Here is a 25,309-nt window from a genome sequence, read left to right on the forward strand (position 1 = left end):
CCCTATTCCTTCGACTGTGTACGGCACAGTGAATGTCTGGCGACTGCTACCGCGAGTGACAGATAACCCCTTGCGCCATTTCGGTGCCGCACGCGTTGGCGCGCGGACGCCGTGACCGCGCAACGGTTTCCGTATCACCTCCAATAATGAAAGTAGGTTCGTCATGTCCAAAGAGACCAGCCAGTGGCTCAACAACAATGTGCTGATCGGGTTCACCGCCAAGCGCGGAAATGCCTGGCACTACCGCGCATCTGCCCAGGGGAGTGAGCCGAACCATTACACCGGCGCCGTTCCGGTTGCTGACGTGCAGCGCCGTCTGTTCCACTGGACCGCCGAACCGGAACCGGTCCTTGTCGCGGGAAAGTTCGGTCTGCGTCGCGTGCCCAACAAGCAAGCCATCACTACCTCGGATACCGGGGATGTCCTTGGGATCTTCGCCGACGGCTATACCGTTCATCAGTACCAGGAATGGTTACTGGACAAGGTCGGCACGATCCTTGACGACGGACTGTCGATCGGTTCCGCGGGCCTGCTGCGCGACCGCAAACAGGCTTGGGTGAGCGTGGAAGTGCCCGAGAACATCACCACCCCTGAGGGAGTGGAGTTCCGGCCGAACTTGATCGCCTGCACCAGCCACGACGGCAGCCTTGCCACCACCTACAAGCGCACTGTGACCAATGTGGTGTGTGACAACACGATGGCGGCCGGTCTGCGGGAGTACGGGCAACAGTTCAAGGTCAAGCACTCCAAGAACGGCAAGTTCAGCATCGTGAAGGCGCGTGACGCCCTCTCGATGGTCCACACGGTGGCCGAGGAGTTCGCCGCTGAGGTCAAGGCATTGTGCGAAACGACCGTGACCGATCAGGCATGGCGTGCCTTCCTGGACGCACACACCCCGCTGCCCGAGGAGAAGGGCCGCGCACGCACCACCGCGACGAATGAACGGGCCGCGCTGACCCGGTTGTGGAACAGCGATAACCGGGTGAGCCCGTGGCGCGGTACCGCGTGGGGAGTGGTGCAGGCCATCAACACTTACACCCACCACGAAGCGATAGTGCGCAACGCATCCCGGGCCGAACGGAACATGTCCCGCGCGGTGGACGGCAAAGCCGACGCGCTCGATCAGGACACCGTGACGACGCTCGGCAAGGTGCTGGCCTCGGTCTGAAAAGGACCGTTGCCGCTTCGGTGCCCGCGCGGCCATCCCGCCGCGCGGCCGCCGTGGCTGCGATGGGCCACATCCGACGCCGAACGAAACCCGGCGCGCCCATCTCTGGCACAGAAAGGGAGAACCATCATGGATATTCAGGCGTTCGCGGCGGCGATGACGGAATCGCTGGAGGGAACGTGGGCGGTCGAACCGGGCGACCACGGTCACCGGGACCGCTACCTCATCGGACCGGAGCGCGAGCAACTCCACGTGCTCTACGTCGACTGGGAGGAGACACCACGGCTGAAACTGTCGGCGAGCTTGCCCGGTGACCTGGCCAAAATCCGGTACCGATACGGCAAGCCCATACCGTGCCACGAAATCACGGTGTCACCTAACACGACCCCGGAGACCGTGGCCGCCGACATCACCCGGCAACTGCTTCCCGGTTACCGGGTCACGCTCACCGAATCCCGGGAGTTGAAACAGCGGCTCGATGAGCAAGCCGCCACGCGAGACCGGCTCGCAGGCGACATCGCGGCACCTCTCGGCGCAACCGTCCACCACCCTGAGCCCAGCGCACTCGAATACGACCCGCAAGTCGTGCGCTACACAGGTCCGTTGGCCGGCACCGCCACGGTGCCCTGCACCGGCAGGCATGTGACGTTCACCTTCACGGTCACACCGGAGTGCGCCGCCGAAGTCGCTGCGTTCCTCGCGAGGTTCCCGAGCACTGATCAGCCCACCGAGCCGGAACGGGATACGTCCTCGGCACCGACAAAGGGAAATCCTCCACCAATCACCCGAGACCAGGTTTCCTGCGCGATCAACGATGGTGCAGACCTGGTGATCAACGAACTGACCACGAGCGACCGTGACCACGATCTGATCAATCTCGTGGTAAACGCCGCGCTCACCCGCCTTGACTCCCCCGCCGCTGACCTGGACCAGGTCATAACCGCGTGCTACGACAGCGATCCCGCCGACGTCCGTAGCTGGTGGGGCGACTGGTGCTGACTTCGCAGTCGCTCTGTCCAATCCGCCACGGGGCGACGAGCAGCAGTCACGGGAGAATCACCGATGAACCAGCACACCGACCGCGACCTGTTCGCCGAGGCCGACTGGGACCGTGCCCGCGCCGACGCGACGGAAAGGACTCGCAGCGCTGCGCGCTGACAGCCTCGCCGAACTCGCCGCCTACGCCGAGGAATTGCGGTGCCACGTCGCCGCGCACGGGTGGTTTGCGCTCCCGGACCATGAACTCGATGCCACCTTGCCGCCGCTCGCGCCCGCCGAGAGGGGTGAGCGGCGAGGCTACCGGCGTGGCTGGATCCGGGACGGCCGCACGCTCGAGTTGTAGTTCACCGGGCCGCACGCACTTGCCTACGCTCGCTCCAGTCTTCGCGGGAGGCTCTACGAGGCAGCCGAGATCCACGCCGCGATCACCGCCCTGCTCGGCACCACCGAACACGTACCGACGGCACCGCCGCAGCCACTCGACGCCAGCTATGCCCAGGTCGCCGAGTTCGTGTGCGCGGTGGGGTGGACTGGGCCCGCGGACGCCTACGCCTGCGACAAGCACGGCAACCGGCGTGCCGCCGGTCCCGGCGTTCACAGCACCTGGACACGTCCCAGCAACCCACAGACCGAACTGTCCGTGTGGGGAATCGGCGACGGCCCAGCCCGCGCCCGCTACTGGGCCGGTCCCATCAACTCCGCCGTCCAACTCGCCCGCATCACCCGCCACCTCTGACCGCGCACGCACGGCGGCAAAAGCCCACGTGCTACAGGAGAAATCGTCATGACCACCACCACGGAAGGCAACCCTGTCCTTGACATTGTTCACGGCATCACCACGACGACCGGCCCCGTGCTCAACCAGAAGGATGGACTGGGCCGAAAAGGAAATCTTCCAACTGACCAGTGTCTACCCGGCCGAGGCAGACACGCTGTACCACAGCTTCCCGTTGCTTCGCCCGACGCACGGCCGGATGTCACAGGAGTTCGTGTACCACGCACACTGCCGCGAGCTGCTCGACCGGGTTGTCAAAGGAACCGATACCCGACCAGGTACGGCAGCGGAAGTGTGCTGCCTGTGCGGTGAGGTGAGCGCCGTGACTCCGATGCGGTCCGCCGCGATCGGGCTCTACGCTCGTATGTGGATCGCTGCCTTTCCCGACATTCCCGTGTTCGGTGACCGGCATTTTCACCACGAAGCGCTTTACGGATCGACCATCGACGATCTCGAAGCCGACGCCCGTCACCGACTCGCCGTCGCACATCGCACCGTCGGCGCCATCGACTGCACTGGACGCCACCACGGCGAAACCGTGCACTGCAAATACGCCGGAACCTAACCACCCCAACGACTTTCCCGGTTTCCACGCGGCGACCGCAGTTCCCGTCTCCTCTTCGAGGTGCATTCGTCATGACCACCAACACTGTCATCGCTAGCGCGAACGTGCTCGATTGCGGACACAGCGCGACGCCCGAAGGAATCAGTACCGGCTTCGCCACCGACCCCGCCACGGGCCTGACGTCGTGCTACACCTGCTCCGACGAACAGCAACGGGACGCACTCCACCACGCATCCCGCTACACCGCATACGTCGCGTGCGACCGCACCACACTCACCACGTGGCCCGGAGGCCACCTCGCGACCATCGACCTGGCCGACCAGTCCCAGACTGGCCGACGAGCGACCACACCCACGGGGCAGTGCTCGACCCGCTTCTCCTGGCACGCCACCGATAACGACGGCGGCCGATGGTTCGGCATCAACGGCGGGCCCGGACTCGTGATCACACTAAGGCGCCTGCGGGTGTGCTCCTGGCAAACCGAATTCGGCAACGGGCGCCCACCGCGCTACTGCCACCAGCGCGCAACACGGCAGGCCAACTCAGCACCGCACACTCTCTACTGCCGCCACCACGCCCGCATGGCACACGACCTCTACGCCTGGACCACTCAGCCGATCAGTACCACCCGATAGTTCCGGCCCTACAAGGAAAGGAATGAACACACCCGCACGACGGCTCCACGCGCGCCGAGCTCGGCGAGTCTGCGAACAAGGAAAAACCCGCAGCACAACAAGAACGGAGAAAACCTATGTGCACCAACCCAAACCAAGTACAGGCATTGGGCATCACCGCGATCACCGACCTAGATCCGGCCTTGTTCTCAGGAGACGGCAAACCACGGGATACCAACGCCCCCAACGACATCGTCCACGACAACACCCGCAAAGCCGGGTTCGCCGCTACGGCCGTAAACGCCTATGCTGCCCAGGTCGGCAACACCTACGAGGATTTCTACTCACTCATCAGCGACTTGATCGGCGACCTGTACCACCTCGCCGACGCCCTCGGTATCGACCTCGCCGACGCAATCCGCCACGGTCGAGACGACTATCTGGCCGAAATTAGCCCCGCTTGAGCAGCGTTGACCAGCGAGCGTTGTCACACCACCTGGAAATGAAAGGAAAGAATCTCATGCCGGAAGTGAAACTCACCAAACTGACTAAAGAAAACATCCGCGCACTCAAGGAAACGAGCAGGCGGCCATGGTCCGGCTCACCGCCACCACCGCCGTGGTCGAGATGAGCGCGACACAAGCGTTCATCATGGTCTGCTACCTGCAGAGTCAGGCGGCGCAAGACCACGGCGCTACAGTGCACCCGTACAAGTCGCTCAATGCCGTTCGCCGCAAGCTAGAAGAACTCGAAGCCGCGGAAACCAGAGAACCACCGGCGCCGCTCCTACGTCGAACAACGCAGAGGCCGCCTCGGTCACTGTCCGAGCTGCTTCGCTTCGATCCCGACGAGTGACGCAGCACGATGGAAAGCCCGACCGGGTGGTCCATGCTCTCGTGAACTCCGGACATCGTTCGCTTCACGAACAGCAACCCGTGTTCCGGTGCAGGGACAGGCCGTCAAGACGCCCCCACCTGAACACGGGTTGTCTTCGCTGCTTGGAGTGAGGCTCAGCATCAATCACAGTCTCTGACCAGCTAGGCGCCCTGAGGCATGTCGCGGGCACGAAGCGTGAACCCTCGACACGGGTGCGTTCGTGCATGGAACTGTCGGTACCTGCCCGTACGCTCTCTGCACGAGACCAGCGGCCGAGACGGCGAACTACACTCCGGGAGGGCTTGGCATGGATGCGCGCAACTACACCGAGGCCACGAGGAAGGCACTCTTCACGCTCAGCCTCGGTCGTTGCTATGAGCCTAATTGCCAGGAGCTGGTCATTCGAATGGCGGACGATGGCACCCCGATCGTCCTTGTGCAGATTGCCCATATCCGCGCAGCTAAACGAGGCGGCCCGCGCTATGACGAGTCAATGAATAACGACTCCAGGCGGGCGTTCACCAACTTGCTCTTACTTTGCACGTATCATCACAAGTTGGTAGATAACCTGCCCACAGGTCTTCGATACAGCGTCGAGACGCTCACTGAATGGAAGGCCGCTCGCGAGGGCCAGATGTCCGACGACCTTCGAATGCTGACAGAGGACCGCCTAATAGACATCTTGGGCTCAGAACTTGGCGATGTTATTCTCGATACAAAAAATGAACTCATGGAGGCGATTGGCGAGGTCGAGGAAATATCACGGGAAGGCGCCGGGATGCTCCGCACGCTCGTTAACGAGACATTCAAGAGACCCCATCTTGACCCAGAAGCCATCGCTTCGCTGGCTGATTCGGCGAACACGCTACGAGGTGTGACTGAATACGCGCCCATGCTGCATGAATCATCAACATCACTCAGTCGCAGCCTGCCCGACTATGCACCTATGCTTGCCCGCTCGTCTTCACAACTACGTGACTTGCCGGACTACGCGAGCATGCTGGCCCTATCGTCTTCCAAACTCCAGGGACTACCAGACTGGGTCGCCATGCTGGAACAGGCAACCAGAAAGCTCTCCTACCTCCCCGATCACACCCCCAGATTCGCCCAGGCATGCGACGCGCTTGCCAACGTCCCCGAGCATGCCCAAATTTTGCACACGGCCGCGAACGCTGTATCCGATACCGCCAACCAACTTCACAATGTTTTGAACAAGCTTTCCGCTCTGCGTGAAACCGATTTAACAAGTAAGCTTGATGGATCAGCGGCACTGATCTCAAAAACCGCAGAAGAAATCTATGACGCTGCGGAAACTGCATCAGCGATAGCGACTGGACAACAACCCGACCGTTTAAGCTATCTCATGCGAGGCGTCGTCATTGGACTAGCGATTGCGGCAATTTTGACTCTTGGCATTTGGTATTTGGCCTCTCGCTAGCACTGCGCGAACCCGGAACTTCAGCCGCGCTGGATCAGGTCCGTCGACTCACTCCTTCGGACCCACGCGGTCCGCCCGGTCCGCCCTTCAGGCGGGTGCGGAAGTTGCGCGACTCAGGCACGGGAGATTCGAGTCTTCGTCCGCGAACCCCGGTCAACCTCGCGGATATCTGCGAACCGTCAGTTAAGCCGCCGGGGTGTCTCGCTAGAGTGTCTAGGGCTACACGGTGATGAACAGCGGAGTAGTCGAAGCCCAGACACGCTCGGACACGCGAGAAGAGGCCCGGAGATGGACAAGGACGAGCACATCGCACGGTTGCGAGCTCGCCGCCAGCGCATCGAGGCGTTTGAGCGCGCGCTGGAGAGCATCCGGGAAGTGGAGACCTCACTTCAGGAGATGAGAGAACTCCTCACCGAGCAGCTGAAATTTCAACGCAGCGCGCGACTGGCCGACATCCGCGACGCAGACGAGGCCGGCGTGCCGAAGACCAAGATCTCCAAGGAAGTCGGCCTCAGTCGAGCGAGGCTCTACGTCGACCTCAACAAGCCAGTCTCAGGCGACAAGTAGTTCGCCGGGGCAGCTTCCAAACGACGCGACCCGATCCCTACAGCAGCCGGACGGCACCTGCGTACTCGCTCAGGTCGATCGGCTGGACCCGCACTACTGTGCCTGATTCGTAGGCGTTGACCATGAGACCGTTGCCGAGGTAGATCCCGACGTGGTGGATTGCCCCGGGGCTGTAAAAGACGAGGTCCGCGGGCCTCAGCGCGGCCAAGGCGGCGGACAGGGGCACTGGCGTGCCCAGCGTGAATTGTCCTTGGCTCTGATGGGGCAAGGAGATTCCGGCTTGGGCGTAGGCGAAGAGGGTGAGTCCGCTGCAGTCGAACCCGATCTTGGCATAGTCGCCGTGTTGGTCGGCGACACCGCCATCACGGATCCCTTGGCTCGGCCCTGCGACGGTGCCGCCACCCCAGGCGTAAGGAACGCCGAGCTGCGACAGGGCGGCGTCGATGACCAGCTTGGCCCGACCGGTTACCGGAATCTGCGAGGTATCGCTGATGCTGCACGTCGCGCCTTGTACCGCGCCGACGATCTGGCGCGCGACTTGCTCGTATTTCGCGTAGCGATCGGGAAACCCTGAACGCTGCACGGTCTGCGCGACCTGAGCGACGGGCATGGTCTGCCAGTTCGGTACCACCGTGAGGCGTTGGTAGAACTGTTCGCTGCTGTAGGCGGGGTCCATGATCTGCGCGACAGTTCCCCAGCCTTGCGACGGTCGTTGTTGGAACAGGCCGACACTGTCGCGGTCGCCGCCGTCGCGGTTCTGCAGTTGCGACTCGGTGATCGCGGTCGTGATCGCGATGACCCAGCCCTGTTCGGGGACGTTCATGCGTTTGCCAACGGCGACGATCGTCGCAGCGTTGCTCATCTCCGCAGGGCCATATCCCACGGCCGAGGTCGCGGTCGCTCCGGCGGGAGCACAGTTCATACTGCCGCCGGAGCTGCCGAAGACGGCTTGGACGACGCCGATCGCGCCGCTACCGATGAGGACGATCAGTACGACGACGAAGACGGCCCCGGCCGCAGCGATCCTGCCCATTACAACGCGAACCGTGCGGGTTCGGGCGGAGGCATCGGCGAAGGCGGCGCCAACTCCGGACTCGCGGTTGGGGATGCCGGGCGATGCCCGGCCTGGTGCGGCGCTGAGGCGGCCAGGTCCGGCCACAGCGTAGCCAACGCAGCCAGCGCCACCCTGCCGGCGGCATCGGATGCGCCGACCCGGCGCCAGCGGGGCGTGGCCATGTCGAGAGGTTCGCCGGTGGCCTCCCCGCTGGTCGTGGCGACCGGCACGCGTGCGGGCCGGTCGAGCCCACGCAACGCCTCGGTCAATGCACGGCGCGCGTTGGCCTCCCGGGCGGCACTGGGCAGCCACACCAGCACCGGCGTGGTGATACCGGTGACGTCGGCCAGGCGCTCGTAACGCGCCAATTTCCCCGCCAAGCGTGACAAAGTTTCGGTGCCGAAGTCGAACTCGACGAACCACTCGACGTCCCGGTCGGCCTCGCGCCAGCGTCCGTATCCGTCCGGGGTGACGATGTCTCCCCAGTGCCGCCCGCACCGCGCGGCCGACCACCACGCGGTCAGCTCGCCGGTGGCCCCAGGCTGGCGTGCCCGGTGGATCAGTGTGGTGAACAGGCCGTTGCAGCCCACGGTGTGCGCCAGCTGCAGCGAGAACGCCCTTCCAATCTCGCGTTCCCGGCTATAGCCCAACTCTTTCGGATCGATGCCCTCTTCGCGGGCCAGCGCGACGGCCCCGGCAGTGTCGAGGACGTAATGCATCGGGTGCGAACCGCGGTCGCGGTGCGGCTGGAACCGATGCACCACGCCCCACTGGTACAGGTTGCGCAGACGTAGGTTCGCTGCACGCCGTCCGGGGAAGGCGATATCGACGATCTGCGTGCTGGTGAGTACGTGGTGCTCGAACAGCATCCGGCAGAGCCACCGGTCGCGGTCGGTGAGACGCCGGGCTAGCCACGCGTGGTGCTCGGCGGTATTGAGCACCCGTGGTGCGGGGCGTTCCGGCCGGTGCGTACGCAGCTCCCGCTGCGGAGTGGGATTACTGGCCATCGTTTCGTGCACCTCCACTCCCCAGCGCACGAAAAGGCACTAAGGGCAATAAAAACGTGAAAACCGGATCAAGCCGCGCGGCGAGGATCGATCACCGTGCGCCGGTCTCTCCCAGCAGACTCCGGCGTGGCTGGGCATGCGGAGTTCACTCGTGCGAACCGCCGAATCTGTTTCGCACGCCCCGGAATCGCGGGCACGAGCTTCTCGGTGACCGCGGTGAACGGCGATGTTTCCTCGCTGTCGAGCACCAGGCGGGCGGCGATGTGGAAGCGGCCGAGATTGGCGAGGTCGTGCTCGGAGATCCGGGGCGCGGTATGCCGGGCCAGATCTCGCGCGTCTTCCGGCGAAGCCGAGAAGATGATCTTTGACCGGGCGTTCGTCGAGATACCTTCTTCGAGCTCGCGAGGAAGCTGGCGTAAGTACTGGTGCGCCAGGATCATCGCCATCCGGTAGCCACGAGACTCGGCGAGCATGTCTTCCAGCGGGTAGGCCAGACTCAGGAAGTTGTGGCACTCGTCAATGTAGAGGCTGCAGTCCTTCCGTTGGCGCTGCGGTATTCGTGCGCGCCTTGTCGCGGCCTGCCACGTGCGGGCCACGACGATCGAGCCCATCAACCGCGCGGTGTCGATCCCGAGCGCGTCCTTGCCCAGGCGTACCAAGCAAATTCCGCCATCGAGTACCGCATCAACATCTACTGTGGACCCGCCTCCCGCCAGCGACGCCCGCACGAAAGGTCGAAGCAGCAAGCCGCGCAGCTTGTTCATCAAGGGGGCGACGACCTGCGCTCGGCTGGCGTCGGAGAGCTCGTCGTACCAGCGCCAGAACCCGGCGAGGACATCGTCGGAGATCTGTTCGAGCGCGCGGTGTCGAAACGCGGGCACTGACAAGAGCTTCGGCAGGTCCGTCAGCGTCGGCGTTCCAGGTAGCTCTCGCAAGGTAAGCAGCCCCGAACGCAGGATGTCCTCGGTGCGTGGCCCCCAGCTGGACGCGTAGACGTGGGAGAAGATCGAGACGAGGTTGTCGACGGTGCGGGCGGTGTCCGGACCCTCGAGCGGGTTGAGCACCGGCGGGCGGGTGCGGCTGTCGGCGTCGAAGAGGACGACCTTCTCCCCCAGCCTCGACGGAAGACGCATCAGGACGTCCGCGACCAGGTCGCCCTTGGGGTCGATGACGACCAGGCCGCGGCCGGCTTCGGCATCGTCGAGGATCATCCGGGCCATGAGCTCGCTCTTGCCCGAGCCGGTGGCCCCGAGGATGTGCACGTGATGGCGGGCGTCGGCGACGCGCAATCCTACTGGCCGAGGGTGGCCGGAGTCGGTGATCCCGATCGGCTTCACGCCAACGCCTTCGCTCGGAATCCCTGGAGGCGGCGGGACTGCTTTCGCGCCTGCGCGCTGAAGTCCGGGGACACCGTCGTCGGTGGGGACGTGGGCCAGCGCCGCCAGCTCGGCGATCGAGAGCAGGTCACCCGATGCCAGGCGCCGCTCGGCCACCGCCTGAACCGGCTTGGCGAGCCGGACGCGGCGGTAGTAGTTGTGCTCGCTGTAAGCCGCGAAGGCGCTGGCGATCGCGTGTCCGCGGCCGCGAAGGTGCTCGCGAACCGGTGCGCGCTCTACACCGGTGGTGTGGTGGTCGACGAGGGTGGCGACGGCGTACCGGACCCGGGTCTCGTATTGGGTTCCCCGTTGCTTGGCCACGATGACGCGGTCCTGCGCCGAGATCTCCAACGACGTCTGGTGATCCACGACCGGCTTCTTCGCTGCCGCGCTGCGTTTGCGTGCTCCGGTGTTCGGGGTGATCAGATCCAGGAGACGTCCAGCCAGCTTCGTCGAACTGCCGGCGCGGACGCGGCGGGCTGCCCGCCGGGCCCTGCGCACACGCGGACCGGTGACAGGTCGCGCCAGTATCTGCACCACCGCTCGTTCATGCGCGGCGAGCCCTGCGGGTGCGCCGAGCAAAGCGCGAACCGGATCGACCGGGAAGTCCGATCGGATCGGCAACGCCTCACTCCGGGCCAGGCGGAGTTCCCCACCCACAGCCACGATCGTTTTATCCACAGGTGGGGACAACGGGATCGGCGGCTTGGCCGGCTTGGTCTGCGTATGCGCACCGGGCCACGCAGCCTCGATTGCGCGCTCAGCCATTCCGGGTGGCACGACGCCCGGCAGCCACACCCGCAAAGCGACCCCGGCCTGAGAGAACACGTACTCCCACACGATGTGCGGCTGCCCGCGGACCCGCCGCTTCCAGCCAGGCCGCAGCAACCCAACCAGATTGGAGTAGAACGCCGCAGCGCCGTCCGGGTCCACCTCGGGCGGAGCCAGAACAGTGATCACCCGAGCGTCGGTGGCCATCCGGTCGTGACAGCGGCGCACCCACCACCTACGTGCGACCACAGCACCAATCACCGCGAACGGTAGTGCCAGCCCGATAACCGGGCCCCAGGACACAGCGAGCGTCTTCAGCACGTGGAGTACGACGCGGAGAGCGGCGTCCGGGTCGCGCAGGTAGTCCTGCAACGGCGACGCATGCGCGTGAGAACGGTCAGATAACACCGGAGCTCCCCTCGTCAGGCTGCCCGCTGCGCGAAATCCCTTGGAGCGCTGTGAACGAGCCGCAGGGGCCGCTTCCGGCGCCGTTCTGCGTCGATCTCCGCCTGCCATTCGGACAGCCGCCGGCCGCCCAGGCGCTTGAGGAAGTGCGGGATACGGTTCGCGGGCACACCGACCAACCGCGGGCCAAGCACCGCAAGGAGATCCGAAGCCTCCTGCGACGACCACCCCGCTTCGGAAATGGCTTCCGCATCCGGAAACACGTCGGCAACGCGGTCCCGCTCTGGGCTGATCCAGGCGTCCTCGCGACCGCCGTAGCTGTAGACCCACAGGAAGTTTTCGGGTGAATTCGGCTCGACCAGGCGCTTGAACCGGCGAACTTCCTTGGTATAGGCGTAGAAAGTCACCTGCGGACACGCTCGCATGATCCGGCACCACGCCAAGGTGTAGGAGTCGCTGAAGAAATCGCCGGCGTCGTGTACTCGGATAAACTTCCCTGTGAAGCGAGGAGCCGAGAGTTCCCTGATCATGGCTGCTTCCCAACCAGGCAGGTCGTCCAGCACGAACGCAAGATTGTCCTGGTGCCGGGATTTCACAACCGGGAACAGGTAAGTTCCGTTGCGGGCATAGCAGATCCGAGCACACGCGCCTGCCGCCGGACAAGTCACCTGCGTGCGCCCATCGGCGAGACGGGCTGCCAGCGCGGGCAAGGTCCAGTTCCAGACACCGATCGCGCGCATCTCGCGGTTCTGCGTCAGCAACCGGTCCGGTCGCACGGATGAAGACATACGCCACCTCACAAACGTGATCAGGCAAGGGAAAGGCAGAACACGACCTGCTCAAGCAGCGATGTCGTCGTCGATCCCGAGGTCCACAAACGTCTCGTCCTCGGTGGTAGGCTCGTGCTCGGCGTAGGTCGCCAACTCGGCCGGATCTGTTGTAATGAGCGCATTTTCCTGCGGTGAAGCCAAAGCTTGAAATGCAACTCTCTGGGTACCAGTGCTGAGCAAGCCCTGTCCCTTGTCCGCAGAGATAAGGAACTGCTTCTCTCCCTCGGACAGGTTGAAGGTCGTCACGATTTCGTCGATGGCTTGCGGGGCTTGGCGTAGCAGGATTTGTGTTGCTGCGTTGGCCACGATCGCCTTGCCCAGTTCAGTCCCGAGAACGTCGCCGACGTCCTGGGTCGCGACGGTCAGGCCCGCCCAGTGCTTCCGGCTGGCCTTCGCCAGCCGATGCAGGAACCGTGCCCCGGCAGGGTCTTGCATCAGCAGCCACGCTTCGTCGACCGTGATCAGCCTCGGCCGCCGGATCGCCGGGTTGGAGACCCGGCGCCACACCGTGTCCAGCGTGAGCAGTGTGCCGATCGGCCGGAGTTCGTCGGGCAGGTCGCGCAGGCTGAACACCGTCAGGTGCCCTTCGGGCCTGGTCGTGGTCGGGCCGGAGAACATCGCAGAGAACGCGCCCTCGACGAACGGGTGAAGCCGGGCGCCCAGGTCCGCGGCGATGGGCTCGGCGGTGGCGGTGAGCACCGAGGCAAGGTCGGCCAGCAACGGCGCCTGCCGGCCCCAGGTGCGCGGATCGCTCGTGATCCCCGCCCGGGAGTAGGTGGTCGTGATCGCTTGGTCGAGCACGGCTCGTTGCTGCGCGGACAGTTCGGTCCCCAGCAGGACCCCGATAACCGTGTGCAGGAACAGCGCCTTGCGCGTCAGCGCGTCTTTCGGCGCGGTGCGGCGACCATCCGGACGGATCGCGATCGGGAGGTCGAACGGGTTGATACGGACGGCAGGGTCGCCGAGGTGGATGTAGGTGCCGCCGATCGCTTCGCAGAGGCGCCGGTATTCGTCCTCTGGATCGATGATCGCCACCTCGACGCCACGGTAGAGCGACCGCAGGGCTTCGAGCTTGACGAGGTATGACTTTCCCGCACCGGAGCGGCCGAGGATGACGCTGTTGTAGTTGTCTGCGGAAAAACGGTCCCAGTGCACGAGGCCCTGGCTTCCGATGTTGAACCCGTACAGGACCCCGGCCGGTGCCGCGACGCTGGTCGGGTCTGCCGGGGGCAGATCGGGGCTGGTGAAGGGGAACGCGGCGGCCAGCGCGCTGGTGTCGAACGTGCGGCGCATGCCGATGAGGTCCAGCGCCAGCGGCAGGGTGGAGACCCAGCCCTGCAGCGCCCGGTAGGTGGTGGGCTGGGCGTTCAGCAACAGCGACGCGGCCAGCGCTCGCACTGCCGCGACTTGCTCTGCAAGCTCGTCCTCGCTGGTGGCGTGCACCGTCAGGTAGAGCCCGAGCCGGTAGAGCTTTCCTTCCCCACGGGCGACCCGGGCGGAGAGGTCGTACGCGTCTTCGGTCGCCGCCTCCACCATCGGGTCCAGCAACCGGCCCTTCTCACTGGTGTGGCGTCGACCCGATTCCAGTTTGGACAGTTGGCGCTTGAGCCGGTTCGCGGCAGTAACCGGGTCGATCGGCTCGATGTGTAGCGAGACGTCCAAGCGGCACGGGTACGACAGCAGCGGCTGGAGCCAGCCAGCGTGCACTTCGCGGGGATACCCGGTGATCGCGAAGGATGCGACCCATTCGCCGCCGATCTCGAGGTGCCGGGGCGTGACCGAGAGGGAGTCCGGGGTGAACGCACTGGCCCTGCCCGAAACCGACCGGTTCACGTTCTTGCTCATAGGTCGCTGCCCTCCCACTCGTCGAGCGTTGTCGTCGCTGGCCCGGCTTCGTCGTCGTCCGAGGCGGCGGTAGTGATCACCTCGTCTGCGCCGGCGAGACCTGCCGAGGGCGGGATCAGACTGTCGGGATTGCAGGCTGTGGCGAGCACGGCGGTCGCCTGCCCGGCGTCCAGCGGCGTGATCGTGATTCCGGCAGGTGCCAAGAGTTCGACCGCTTCTCCCAGGCGACGTACGAGCCGGGTTTCCGCCGAGCGGACCGCGGCCTCGGTGACGTCACTGTTTCGGAAGCGGCGTCGGCGGGCCCGCACCAAGGCGAGCGGAGATGCGCCGCCGAGCCCATCGGTCGACGCGGCGGCACGGACCGGCTCCCGCAGCACCAACAACACCTGGCGGCGCAACAGTTCCGTGGATCGACGCAGCTGCTCGAGGTAGGTCGCGTGCTCGGCCGCAGCAGCCTCGAGCATCGAGTGCGGGAGCCCGGCGGCAGCTTCGCGCAGATCGCTGATCTGCTGGCTGAGGTCCAGTCGTTCGGCGCGAATGAGCAGCTGCACCGGCGCGGAGATCGAATGCAGGTAGCGCCCGAAGCTGGTCACCAACGCTTCCTGCTCGCCCGGCGTGCGCAGCGCGAAGTTCACCGTGCTGGCCACAGCGACGATCGCGACACCGTCGCCTCCGAGGTCCACGACACCGGCCTCGGTGACTCCTTCCGCAGGCAACCGCAGCGCCGCCGGAGAAACCTCCGACTCACCCGGAACGCCGGTGATGGCGCGGCTTGTCAGCCATTCCGGCGCAGCTCGCACTCCCTCTGGCGCGGCCACTCGGTGGCGGGGTTGCAGTCGCAGGCGGAGGGCTGCGAGCAGGAGTCGGTCGAGGCTCACGCCGTCGCGCTGGCCCAGTGCAAGCACAGCTGCTGTGCCGCCGACCGGGACCGCGCCGATCAGGAAGACCGGGATCGGAACCACCGTGCGGGTCAAGGCCCAGACTCCATAAAGGACGAGCCCGGTGACGCCGAGGATCGCGAGTTGCCGAGCGGTGAGGTTGGCCAGCACACGGTCTTCGCGATCGACGTCAGACGGGATGCGCACGGGCTCGGTCATCGCTTCTCACCTCCGCGGGGCAAGGACTTCGGCACGGCGGGCGGGGCTGGTTTCGGCGCTCGGAACGCGACTGGCGGCACCGACGGCGTGCGAGGCCGGGCGTCGCCGATGCGCGGTTCCGGCTGCGCCGTGCGAAACGCGGGCGTCGCGGCTGGTCTCGTCCCAGGTTTGATCGGCCGTGAGGCGTGAGGAGACTCAGGCGTTGGCGCCTGGAACCGCAGGCGGGGCGGGACCGGCGCCATGCGGATCGGCCTTGCCGGAGACGCGGCGCGACCGACACGCTTCGGCCCGCCAGGTGCTTGGAATCGAGGTGCCACAGCGGCTTGCCTGCGCCGCCCGGTCGGCGGCCGGCCCGGCTTCGCGAGGGTGGGCGCGGAGCTGAATTCGGGCACGGCAGATCCTTCTTGCGCGGCCGGGGTGATGGCCGGGTCGTGGGTGGTCTCCTGCGGACTGGGTTGCAGGAACATCGGTCGCTGCGACGGCGTACGCGGGTGCCGGGCAGCGCGGACACGGTCAGCGTCGTAGGCCGCCTGCAACCGCTTGTTGACCGCCTCCGGCGTCGGTGCGATCCGCGGCTGCGCGGGCCACGGCGGATCGGCCGCAGCAGTGCTCCCCCGGCTGCCAGCACCCCGGCTTCCGCCGGCGGCCACCCCGGCTCTGCCGAGCCCACCGGACTTCCCGGCGACCATGCCAAACGTTTTCGCGGCGACGAACGCCTTCGCCAACCCGACCAGAAAGGACCGGCCGTGGCCGATCTTGGTCGCGGACAGGAACCAGAACGGGATCTTGAACAGGATGTAGAACAACGCGATCGCGGTGATCAAGGTCGCGAGGCCGCTCACGAGCCACCTCCGAACAAGTGGATCCCGCCGGACAGGAACACGCGGGCGAACAAGATCAGCACCACGGATTGGGCGACCTGGATCGCCAGCGTCGCCCCAAGCGCTTTCCACCACCAGCGCGCGATGCCGTCGGTGTGCGGCAGGCAGTGACACATGAGGAACAGCGGCCCGGTGATGATCAGGAGCAGGGTGACGACGACCCGAACCACGTACACGATCAGCAACCCGATCCCGGCGATCACGAGCACGAGCGCCAACAGGACCATGAAGAAGCTGCCCGAAACCGCGCCTTGCACGGCGCCCTGGAGCGTGGACCCGAGTGAAGGTGGTTCAACCCCGTCACCGAGGACCGCGGCCGACAGGGCGTTCGCGAGCCGGATGAACTTCTCGGCGAAGAACAGCGAGAGCGCCGAAGCCAGGAACCCGATAGGGATCCGCGGGCCGATCTCCTTGATCGAGTACCGGTTCTGCACCGTCTCGTGCGCCATCACGATGATCCCCGCGACGAGGATCAGCATCCCGTACGCGGCGAGCACGATCTCCCACGAGGTGTTCCACAGCTCGCCGATCCCGGGGAGCTGATCGAGCGTCGGCGTCGACAGCGCCGTGTGGCCGAGCAGCTCCAAGATCGGTGACAACGCGGCGTTGACCAAGTCCTTGAACACCGAGTTGATCGCCTTGGCGACGCAGCCGGTGATGTTGGTGATCCCGCAATCCGGTCCGCCGTCATCCGAGCTGGTTCCCCCGGGCTGCGGGCTTGTGCTCGGTGATCCGGTGGGCTGTGGGATGCAGTCCTCGCCGACGCACGGCGATGCGCTCGCACTCGGGACCGTTGTCGGGCTCGAGGGTGCGCAGGCGAGTTCGCCGGGGAAACAACTCGTCGGTGACGGCAACTCGGTGATCGGCGGCAGGGGCGTCGCCGGCATCGACGGGCGTGACGAACCAGTGGGGAAATGGCAATCCGGGTCCGGCGAATCCGGTGCACACGAGTCCTCCGCCGGGATCGTCGGCAGCGGCACCGAAGGCGGCTGCTGAGGCACGGGCTGCGACAGCGCAACCTGTTCGGCGCCAGCCTGGCCCGGCGTGCCGGGCGAAGCCCAGGCACCGACCGCGATCAACGCACCGAGCACCACGGTCAGTCCGAACGCGAGCAACCACAGCAGCCGCCGCCGGGAGCCGCGGCCCGTCCGTTCCGGCGTCGGAGCGACGAGCTCCCGGCGATCGGATTCCGGCGCGCGCGGCCGCTTGGTTTCCACCATGAGCTCAGGCCCCCCTACTGTGGATCTTGCCCGAGACCAGGGGTTTCGGGTGGCCAAGGAGGCTGGGTATGGCTGTCAGGCCCCCGCCGCGGTTTATGGCCCTTGTGGGTTTGCCGCTCGGCCTCCAAGGACGCTCCGACCACTGATCAGGACGTGCGCGCAGATCGCTATGTAGGGGTGTGTCGGTGGAGTTGTCCGCGGCACACCGGTACGGCGATCGAGGAGGCAGTGGTTGAGCAAGGCGTGGATCGGCATCGACGGGGGCAAGACCCACCACTGGGCGGTGGCCGTCGATGAGACGGGCAGCACTGTGTTGTCCCGCAAGGTGCCCAACGACCAGGCCACCATCGAGCAGTTGATCGCCGACACGACCAGGCTGGCTGAAGAGTTGACGTGGGCTATCGATCTGACCGACAGCTCGACGGCGATCGCGCTGGCCCTCTTGCACCGCGCCGGTGCTCGCGTGGTGTATGTACCCGGGCGCATGGTCAACCGCGCCGCGGACAGCTACCGCGGCGAGGCCAAAACGGATGCGCGGGACGCGCTTGTCATCGCCGACCAGGCACGCATGCGCCGGGACTGCACCACGCTCGTGCCACCAGCCGAGCTGGTCGCCGAGCTCGCGACCCTGGTGACGCACCGGGGCGACGCTGTGGGTGATCGTGCCCGGCTGATCACCAGGCTGCGCGTGCATCTGACCGGCATCTTCCCGGGCCTGGACCGTGCCCTGGACTTGCGCAAGCGCACCTCGCTCGTGTTGCTCGCGCGGTGGCAAACTGCCAGCGACGTGCGCGCCGCCGGCGTCAAGGTGATCTCGGCCCACCTCATCGGGCACGGCGCCCGCGCCGCAGATGCGATCGCCGACCGCGTCATGGCTGCGGCCAAAGCCCAGACCATCGCCGTCCGCGGCCAGGCCACCACCGCGCGGATCGTGGCCGAGATCGCCCGGCAGATCCTTGCCCTGGACAAATGGATCAAACAGGTCGACCACGAACTTGCCGAGAAGGTGGCCGCACATCCGGCCGGCACCGTGATCACAAGCATGCCCGGCATGGGCGTCACGCTGACCGCCGAATTCCTGGTCGCCACCGGCGACCTGGCCAACTTCAGCGGTCCGAACCACCTGGCCGCCTACGCCGGACTCGCTCCCATTCCACGCGACTCCGGACGGATCAGCGGCAACCTGCACCGACCAATCCGCTACAACCGGATGTTGCGGCGGGTCTTCTACATCTCGGCGATGGTCGCAGCCAACGTGCCTGGCCCCTCGCGCGAGTATTACCTGCGCAAACGCGCCGAAGGCAAACGAGCCGTCCAGGCGCAAATCGCACTGGCACGGCGCCGGGTCAACGTGCTCTGGGCGATGGTCCGCGACCAGCAGCCTTACAACCCGACCAGTCGAACAAACATCCCTGACGCTGCTTGACAGAGACATCAGGAACCGACAATCCCGCGCAGGATCTCCACCACGAGTGGCGCCAGCGCGGCGAGCGCGTAACCCCACCCGGCAGACTTGAACGCCTGCTTGGCTTTCTCCACTTCGCCTGGGTCGCCGCCGGCCATCAGGTACCGGACGCCGCCGACGGTCAGGAACACGGTGGCGAGTCCGGCCAGAATGCCGACGAGCCAGTTGCGGACGTTGTCGAAGACCTGGTCGATGCTGGCGGCGAGCGCGAGAACCTGCGTCGAGCCCTGTGCCGAACCCGCGGTGGCAACGGTCAGCAAGACAGCGCCGAGCGCCGTCGCGGCGACGAGACGGAATACTGTCCGGCGCAGCGGTGACGGTCGCGGCGGCACGGCGATGCGCCGGTTCTGTCGCTGGGGTGTCAGGCGCATCGGGGCACCTCCGAAGTCGGCTCGTGCTCGGCGGGTGAGGTCTCCCCGCACCCCAAGAGGCCGGATTTCGGGTCTTTTTTGGACACCAAGCGTGACGATTTCCTCGGGTTCGCCGGTCGTCCGTTGCGACGGCGGCCGCTTACCGCGCGTGACGTGTCGGCGTTCTCGTCGATGGCCGCGGCTTCTTCGCCAGCGGAGATCGACGACAGCGCGGCCTCGGCGACGGGGTCCTCGGGGTCGGCCGTCCCGACGCGGTCGGCCAACCACGAAGCGAGTCGGTGTTCTGCCCGCCGGCGGACTTTGTAGGTCGCCCAGTACTCGCTCTGGTGCTTCGCGCCCCAGTCGGTCAGCGGCACATCACCGAGCCTCGTCGCCGAGATCAGATCTGCCTCGGTCGGTGTCAGGACTCCCTCGGCGACGGCACGCGCGAGCACCAAGTCGGGGTGTCCGTACGGCGGACGGGGAGCAGTGGAGTGGAACTCGGAATCCACCGGCGGCGGCGCATCCAGAGACTCCTCTAACGCCGCTTGCCCGGCACGCCGCGCGGCGAAATGCAGCCGGACGACGATGCCCGGATCGGCCAAGTCCACTGTGGCCAAGGCCTGAACGAACCCCGCGAGTACAGCCGCGTGGGCGTCGGCGCGATCACCCCGATAGCGAGCTCCCAACCATCGCGCGCTGGCGGCCAGCGAGGGCAGCGCCATGCCCACGCAAGCCACCGTCCAAGCGCCTCCGCGGGCACGTGACTGGAGCACCAAATGCGCCCACACGTCATCGCGGGTGCGCCGCGGGCATTGCTTGCTCATCAGCCGGTCGCGGAGCTCGTCGAGCGGCACCGGCCGACGCGGCAATCCCTCGAATCGGGTGCCGTCCACGGCCATCGGATTCGGCCCGGTCACCAACCAGCCAAAGGCATCCCGCGCTGTATCCAGGGGGAGCCATTCATGCGCCTCGCGGCTGCGTCGAACAGCCGCGGAGTCGTTCTCTTCGTTGCCCATTTCGTCGCTCCTGGTCGGATCGCTGACATCGACCAGGCCAGGACACCAGTGCCACAAAAAGAAAAGGACAACAAAATAACAATGATGATCTTCTTAGTAGCAGGTGAAGCGCTCTTAAGCCCGAAGGGACGGACGGGATCTAGCGGCGCTCAACCTGGCGCCTTTAAGCACTTCTTAGTAGCCCACTCCGGGAGCCGGAAAATAAAAATCGCCGCACAACCGGGAACCCCATAGAGCGGTCATCGAGCCAGTCGGGAAATCGAATTTCTTGGTGTCCAAAATCAGCCGAGAATCCGGCCTCTTGGAGTGAATCTGGCAGACCACGCCGATCACACCGCGAGGGAAGGCCACCGATGACGTCGACACCGCACAGCGAGCCCGGGCGAGGTCCGCACCGCACGGTGCATCGCCGGACAACGATCCCGATGCGCGTCGGCCGGCGCCGGCATCGCGGCTCCTCCCGAACAGCTGCAGCGAGTGGTCTCCGCGTAGCGCGGCCGACGACTCTTTGGCCCTTCGCCGACGCAGACGCATTGCCCGGCACAGCACGCCTCGCAGGCTGGCTCGGGCGCACGATCGTCACCCTCGTCAGGACCTACACCAGCCCTGGCGACCGCGTTCTTCTACTCATCCCGCCAACACCCGAGCACGCACCGCCGGGCACCCACAGCACTGACCCGTACGCCGGACTTTCCGAAGCGGTCTGGACCGTGACCCGGCTCGGCCGCAGCGTCGACACCGCGACCGAAACCTCCTCACCGGACCACGCGTGCGACCACACCGACCCACCCGCGGACATCGACGCCGAGTCGGGGTCCGGACACCGACCGAGTCGGCTCGGCCTGCGCGCAGTCGCTGACCCCGACGCAGACTCGGCACATCCCCCGCGACCGACCGACAGCAATGCGCGCGACCGCTTCGATCTGATCATCACTGCGCTCCACCCGCACGCGACCGACTGGTTCAGCCACACCGACTGGGCCGCCATGCTCACCCCACATGGCCTCTCTGCGGTAGTCACGTACAGCGATCACTACCGAGAGCGCCTGCTCGATCCACACTCGGTCTTGACGAAAACTCTGAGTAATCAGGGCCTACGACGTCTCGACCACATCGCTGTGCTGGCTGCAGGTCTTCCAGACCGGTTGGGCGGCTCGGCGGCGCCGCGCCCCTACGACTTGGATCCGTTGCACGTTCGCTCTGTGCACCACGACCTCGTTCTGTTCGGACGGCTGCCCGCACCGAACGACCGGAAGGGAACCGCAGATGTCTAGGCGCCCCGACAACAACGCCCCGGGGCCGAAGCGCGAGCAGTCGGAGCGTCCGGTTTTGACCTCGGTGTGGCCGACCGGGACGGCCAGCATCGAAGCCCAGCTGGACGAGGGCGGCTACCACCGGGCCACCAGCTCGGACCCCGCTCTCATGGCTCCCGCGATCGCCCATTACGCCATCACGGCATTCACCGAACCCGGCGATGTGGTGCTGGATCCAGACTGCGGAGCGGGCACCACCGTCGTCGAAGCGCTCCGTTGCGGACGACACGCGATCGGGCTCACCGGGCAGCGCCGCTGGTGGCGCTTGGCCCGGGCCAACGTGACCGCGACCAAGGCGCGCGGTGTGTTCGTCGACGGCATGGTCCTCGTCCTCGACCGACGTCCAGGCACGGCAGTCGCAGCGGCCACTGCGGGAATGACCGGACGCGTAGGCCTCCTGCTGACCACGGCGCGTCTCGCGGACCCAAACGGTGACACGGCCGGCGGCATGCACAGGTTGCAGCAGCTCTTGTCCCAGTACCGACCGCTCGTCCGCCCCGGCGGCTACGTGGTCATCACGTCCGCGTCACCACGCCATCCGGTGCGGCACGACCTGCTCGACACGTCCGGCCATGTCATCGACGCCGCTCGGGCTGCAGGGTTCGTACCGATCGCGCGTTGCCTGGCTCTCACGGCCGCCGTGCGCCGAGACCGCATCTACTCCCACGCAACGCTCGCCGAGCGGCGGAGCACGGCCCGCGCCGCACGCGCCCTCGGCCGTCCGGTCGCGTTGCCCGCCCACCAGACCGTGCTGGTGTTCCAAGCCGATCCCGAATCGCGCGAGCCAGCCCTGAGCCAGCCAGCGCCCGCGCAGTTCGGCCCGCGCCTTCGTGCTCGCGAACCACAGCTGGTCCAAGCCGCCGCGTGATCGAACCGTCCACTCGCGACTCCGTTGCAAGGAGAGAATTCCATGAACCACCGCGCGCACGTAAACATAAGGCCGCCTCGGTGGCAGAGGCTGCGCAATCTATTTCCCTCTTGCGGGCGCGGAGCCCCGCGAACTCAGCACTCGGTGTCCGGGCTTCGGCAGCTCACGCGCGACGGATGGTGGCTCGGCCCCGCACCTTACGGCTACGTCCTGGACCACAGGTGGGTCGAGCACCATGCTCGGCCTGGTGGCTGGCGGCACCGACTCGCCGTCGACGAACTACGCGCACCGGTTGTGCCGGCGATCTTCGCCTGGCATCTACACGACAAGCTAGGCGAACGCGCCATCGTTCGACACCTCGTTGAACAGCACCACCCGCAGCCCCTCGACCCCGTCTCCGGCCGGCTAAGCGCGTGGAGTCCGGCTCGCGTCCGCACCATCCTGAACAACCCCGCGTATCTCGGATATGTCGTGCGCGGCCGCAAAGTGCGCGGAACCGAGCAGCCGCCAGAACGCTGGACGTGGTCGCGGCAACGAAGCCACGAAGCCTTAGTCAAACCGAGCGTGTTCTGGGCGGTGTACAACAGTCGCTCCCCCTGGGTTCGGACGCGCCCGCACGCTTGGGCGGCGGCATGACCGAGCCATCGACGAGCACGGTTCACTACCGCGACGACGCGATCACGCTGTACACGGGCGACGCCACGACAACCCTATCCAGCCTGCCAGCGCGGAGCGTGGACTGCGTCGTCACCAGCCCGCCCTACTGGGGATTACGGGATTACGGAACCGGGACCTGGGTCGGTGGAATCCCCGGCTGCGAACATCTGGCGGCTGCCGGCCGCGACGGCAAAGCGCCGCAGCGATGCCGCCGCTGCGGCGCACGGCGCGAGGACGACCAGCACGGCCTGGAAGCAACACCGCAGGACTATGTCGACCGGCTCCGCGGCGTCTTCGCACAACTGCACCGTGTCTTGGCCGACACGGGAACCGTGTGGCTGAACCTCGGTGATTCGTATTCGGCCGGCCTGCCCGGCCACACCAGCACCCCAATGCGAGCAAGCACGCTCGCGGGCCGAACTGCGGCACTGCCGCTGCGGGAATCCGTGCGTCGTGCCGCGGTGTCGCGCACGCGGGCGTTGCCGCCGAAGAACCTCATCGGCATGCCCTGGAGAGTCGCGTTCGCGCTGCAGGGCGACGGGTGGATCCTGCGCAACGCCATCGTTTGGCACAAGCCCAACGCCATGCCCGAGTCAGTCCGAGACCGACTGTCCAACCGGTACGAAATGTTGTTCCTGCTGACCAAACAGCAGCAGTACTACTTCAACCTCGACCCGATCCGCGAACCGACCGGCGAAAGTGCGAACAGCCACCGCCGCAGGCAAGGCGGGGACGGCAAGTACCACGACACCAGCGCGTTCGCCGGAAAGGCCCACGGCGACGCGATGCTCCCCACCGGATCACGGCACTCCGCCTCACACTCGCGCGGCAAGAACCCCGGCGACGTCTGGTCCATCGCAACCCGTCCCTTGCGCGAAGCGCACTTCGCCGCCTTCCCCGTCGACATACCGTTGCGGTGCATCGCCGCCGGCTCCCCGCCCGGCGGCATCGTGCTCGACCCGTTCAGCGGCGCCGCCACCACCGGGCTGGCCGCCCACCAACTCGGCCGCGCCTACATCGGCATCGACCTGAACACGGCCTTCCACGACATCGGCTTACGTCGGCTAACGCGGCAAACAGCTCCTGGCCCGGCTGGTCCGCGGGAACGGGGCGCCGCAGCATGAACATGGTCCGAGTTCAATCGTCCCAACCAGCTCTTCGCCTGCTGTCGCTGGGCGCTGGAGTTCAAAGCACGACGGTGTTACTCCTGGCTTGCGAACGCAAGATCCCTCGTTTTGACTACGCCTTGTTCGCTGACACGGGCTGGGAACCGCGAGCGGTCTACACCCAGCTGGCCAAAGTGGCCAAGGTGGCCGAACGCGCAGGCATCCCGATTCGATCCGTATCATCGGGCAACATCCGTCGCGATGCACTGGACAAGACTTCCCGATTCGTCACAATGCCTCTGCACGTGCGCAATCCGGACGGCACCAAAGGCATGGCACGACGGCAGTGCACAGGCGAATACAAGATCAAACCGCTGAAGGCGGCCGCACGCGAGTTGCTGGGGTATCCACACCCGACTCGAGTCCCGCCCGGAGTTTTCGCGGAGCAAGCGATCGGGATCAGCATCGACGAGGTTCATCGGGCCAAAGACGCGGACGTGCGTTACCTGCGCAATGTGTTTCCCTTGCTGGACTTGGGAATGAGCCGCGACGACCGCGTCCAATACCTGGCTGATCGGGGATTTGGCGAGACGGTCAAGAGCGCTTGCGTAGGGTGCCCGTATTCGGGCAACGCCCGGTTGCGCTGGCTACGTGACAACGACCCCGACGCCTGGCAAGACCTCGTCGCGTTCGACAAGGCCATCCGGCACGGTAGTCCTCGGGCGATCGCTGCCGGAAAACCGCTCCGCGGCGAGTTCTTCGTACACCGGTCCCTGCGCCCACTGGACGAGGTCGATCTAGCCCCACGCTCGCGGCGACATCTCACCATCGTTGACGACGATCCCGAGCCTGACGGCTGCTCCCCGTGGTCGTGCCGGTCCGGCGAACCCGTCGACATCGACGCCGTAGCCGAGCAACGTGCCGCTTGAGCACTCGACCCATGCCAAGCCACATGGCGCAACTCGCGACGAAAGACACCCACACATGATCAATAACGACCATCCGGCGGGCTCCGTCGTCGTGGCCAGGGCGAGCTGGACCAT

24 protein-coding genes are annotated in these 25,309 nt (G+C 66.1%); 14 read left to right on the forward strand and 10 right to left on the reverse strand.

Annotated elements, in window-relative coordinates; genetic code table 11:
- Window positions 1–163: 163 nt before the first annotated feature.
- The 8 genes from FPZ12_RS20270 to FPZ12_RS20305 all read left to right on the forward strand — a co-directional run bounded on the left by FPZ12_RS20270 (window position 164) and on the right by FPZ12_RS20305 (window position 7,002).
- Window positions 164–1,168 (forward strand): DUF932 domain-containing protein, encoded by a 1,005-nt coding sequence (locus FPZ12_RS20270; RefSeq protein WP_144747376.1) that lies wholly within the window; start codon window positions 164–166, stop codon window positions 1,166–1,168.
- Between the two features lie 129 nt (window positions 1,169–1,297).
- A complete protein-coding gene (locus FPZ12_RS20275; protein WP_144747374.1) occupies window positions 1,298–2,167 on the forward strand; it encodes a hypothetical protein in 870 nt (289 codons plus the stop codon).
- 869 nt (window positions 2,168–3,036) lie between these two features.
- Complete coding sequence (locus FPZ12_RS20280; RefSeq protein WP_144747372.1) at window positions 3,037–3,507, forward strand: hypothetical protein; 471 nt, start codon at window positions 3,037–3,039, stop codon at window positions 3,505–3,507.
- A gap of 71 nt (window positions 3,508–3,578) precedes the next feature.
- A complete protein-coding gene (locus FPZ12_RS20285) occupies window positions 3,579–4,142 on the forward strand; it encodes a hypothetical protein (protein WP_144747370.1) in 564 nt (187 codons plus the stop codon).
- A 116-nt stretch (window positions 4,143–4,258) separates the two neighbouring features.
- Window positions 4,259–4,585 carry a hypothetical protein gene (locus FPZ12_RS20290; protein WP_144747368.1) on the forward strand — a complete coding sequence of 109 codons (327 nt, stop codon included), beginning with the start codon at window positions 4,259–4,261 and terminating at the stop codon, window positions 4,583–4,585.
- 127 nt (window positions 4,586–4,712) lie between these two features.
- Window positions 4,713–4,976 carry a hypothetical protein gene (locus FPZ12_RS20295; RefSeq protein WP_144747366.1) on the forward strand — a complete coding sequence of 88 codons (264 nt, stop codon included), beginning with the start codon at window positions 4,713–4,715 and terminating at the stop codon, window positions 4,974–4,976.
- Between the two features lie 328 nt (window positions 4,977–5,304).
- The gene (locus FPZ12_RS20300; protein WP_144747364.1) at window positions 5,305–6,435 is read left to right on the forward strand and encodes a hypothetical protein; all 1,131 of its coding nucleotides are present in this window, start codon (window positions 5,305–5,307) and stop codon (window positions 6,433–6,435) included.
- 288 nt (window positions 6,436–6,723) lie between these two features.
- Window positions 6,724–7,002, forward strand: a complete 279-nt coding sequence (locus FPZ12_RS20305) for a hypothetical protein (protein WP_144747362.1) — start codon at window positions 6,724–6,726, stop codon at window positions 7,000–7,002.
- Window positions 7,003–7,039: 37 nt separating this feature from the next.
- Here FPZ12_RS20305 and FPZ12_RS20310 read toward each other — a convergent pair whose 3' ends face one another.
- The 8 genes from FPZ12_RS20310 to FPZ12_RS46500 form a co-directional block, all read right to left on the reverse strand.
- A complete protein-coding gene (locus FPZ12_RS20310; RefSeq protein ID WP_144747360.1) occupies window positions 7,040–8,035 on the reverse strand; it encodes a C40 family peptidase in 996 nt (331 codons plus the stop codon).
- The gene (locus tag FPZ12_RS20315) at window positions 8,035–9,063 is read right to left on the reverse strand and encodes a replication-relaxation family protein (protein ID WP_144747431.1); all 1,029 of its coding nucleotides are present in this window, start codon (window positions 9,061–9,063) and stop codon (window positions 8,035–8,037) included. The genes FPZ12_RS20310 and FPZ12_RS20315 overlap by 1 nt, the downstream gene beginning before the upstream one ends.
- 68 nt (window positions 9,064–9,131) lie before the next feature.
- Window positions 9,132–11,582 carry a helicase HerA domain-containing protein gene (locus FPZ12_RS20320; protein ID WP_243769937.1) on the reverse strand — a complete coding sequence of 817 codons (2,451 nt, stop codon included), beginning with the start codon at window positions 11,580–11,582 and terminating at the stop codon, window positions 9,132–9,134.
- Between the two features lie 50 nt (window positions 11,583–11,632).
- Entirely contained in the window at window positions 11,633–12,403 is a 771-nt protein-coding gene (locus FPZ12_RS20325; protein ID WP_144747356.1) for a GP88 family protein, read from the reverse strand.
- Window positions 12,404–12,454: 51 nt separating this feature from the next.
- Window positions 12,455–14,290 carry a VirB4 family type IV secretion system protein gene (locus tag FPZ12_RS20330; protein ID WP_144747354.1) on the reverse strand — a complete coding sequence of 612 codons (1,836 nt, stop codon included), beginning with the start codon at window positions 14,288–14,290 and terminating at the stop codon, window positions 12,455–12,457.
- A complete protein-coding gene (locus FPZ12_RS20335; RefSeq protein WP_144747352.1) occupies window positions 14,287–15,387 on the reverse strand; it encodes a PrgI family protein in 1,101 nt (366 codons plus the stop codon). Before FPZ12_RS20335 ends, FPZ12_RS20330 begins: the two co-directional genes overlap by 4 nt.
- The gene (locus FPZ12_RS46495) at window positions 15,384–16,229 is read right to left on the reverse strand and encodes a hypothetical protein (RefSeq protein WP_243769938.1); all 846 of its coding nucleotides are present in this window, start codon (window positions 16,227–16,229) and stop codon (window positions 15,384–15,386) included. Before FPZ12_RS46495 ends, FPZ12_RS20335 begins: the two co-directional genes overlap by 4 nt.
- On the reverse strand, window positions 16,226–17,488 hold the full coding sequence (locus tag FPZ12_RS46500; RefSeq protein ID WP_243769939.1) for a TrbL/VirB6 family protein: 1,263 nt from the start codon (window positions 17,486–17,488) through the stop codon (window positions 16,226–16,228). The genes FPZ12_RS46495 and FPZ12_RS46500 overlap by 4 nt, the downstream gene beginning before the upstream one ends.
- A gap of 232 nt (window positions 17,489–17,720) precedes the next feature.
- Here FPZ12_RS46500 and FPZ12_RS20345 point away from each other — a divergent pair, with 232 nt between their 5' ends.
- Entirely contained in the window at window positions 17,721–18,914 is a 1,194-nt protein-coding gene (locus FPZ12_RS20345; protein WP_144747350.1) for an IS110 family RNA-guided transposase, read from the forward strand.
- A gap of 8 nt (window positions 18,915–18,922) precedes the next feature.
- Here the strand turns inward: FPZ12_RS20345 and FPZ12_RS20350 are convergent, their stop codons facing one another.
- The gene (locus FPZ12_RS20350) at window positions 18,923–19,324 is read right to left on the reverse strand and encodes a pilin (protein ID WP_243769940.1); all 402 of its coding nucleotides are present in this window, start codon (window positions 19,322–19,324) and stop codon (window positions 18,923–18,925) included.
- Entirely contained in the window at window positions 19,315–20,322 is a 1,008-nt protein-coding gene (locus FPZ12_RS20355) for a hypothetical protein (protein WP_166462838.1), read from the reverse strand. Before FPZ12_RS20355 ends, FPZ12_RS20350 begins: the two co-directional genes overlap by 10 nt.
- 533 nt (window positions 20,323–20,855) lie before the next feature.
- Between FPZ12_RS20355 and FPZ12_RS20360 the strand changes: the two genes are divergently transcribed.
- Genes FPZ12_RS20360 through FPZ12_RS20380 form a run of 5 tightly spaced genes read left to right on the forward strand, consistent with a single transcriptional unit; the run spans window position 20,856 to window position 25,195 of the window.
- Entirely contained in the window at window positions 20,856–21,596 is a 741-nt protein-coding gene (locus FPZ12_RS20360) for a hypothetical protein (protein WP_144747348.1), read from the forward strand.
- Window positions 21,589–22,503, forward strand: coding sequence for a DNA methyltransferase (locus FPZ12_RS20365; protein ID WP_144747346.1), 915 nt, complete (start codon window positions 21,589–21,591; stop codon window positions 22,501–22,503). Before FPZ12_RS20360 ends, FPZ12_RS20365 begins: the two co-directional genes overlap by 8 nt.
- Window positions 22,504–22,545: 42 nt before the next feature.
- On the forward strand, window positions 22,546–23,139 hold the full coding sequence (locus tag FPZ12_RS47105) for a recombinase family protein (RefSeq protein WP_144747344.1): 594 nt from the start codon (window positions 22,546–22,548) through the stop codon (window positions 23,137–23,139).
- Entirely contained in the window at window positions 23,136–24,284 is a 1,149-nt protein-coding gene (locus FPZ12_RS20375; protein ID WP_144747342.1) for a DNA-methyltransferase, read from the forward strand. The genes FPZ12_RS47105 and FPZ12_RS20375 overlap by 4 nt, the downstream gene beginning before the upstream one ends.
- Entirely contained in the window at window positions 24,281–25,195 is a 915-nt protein-coding gene (locus tag FPZ12_RS20380; RefSeq protein ID WP_243769941.1) for an adenine nucleotide alpha hydrolase family protein, read from the forward strand. Before FPZ12_RS20375 ends, FPZ12_RS20380 begins: the two co-directional genes overlap by 4 nt.
- Window positions 25,196–25,309: the final 114 nt, after the last annotated feature.

The sequence above is a fragment of the Amycolatopsis acidicola genome, assembly GCF_007713735.2.
Lineage (GTDB): Bacteria > Actinomycetota > Actinomycetes > Mycobacteriales > Pseudonocardiaceae > Amycolatopsis_E > Amycolatopsis_E acidicola.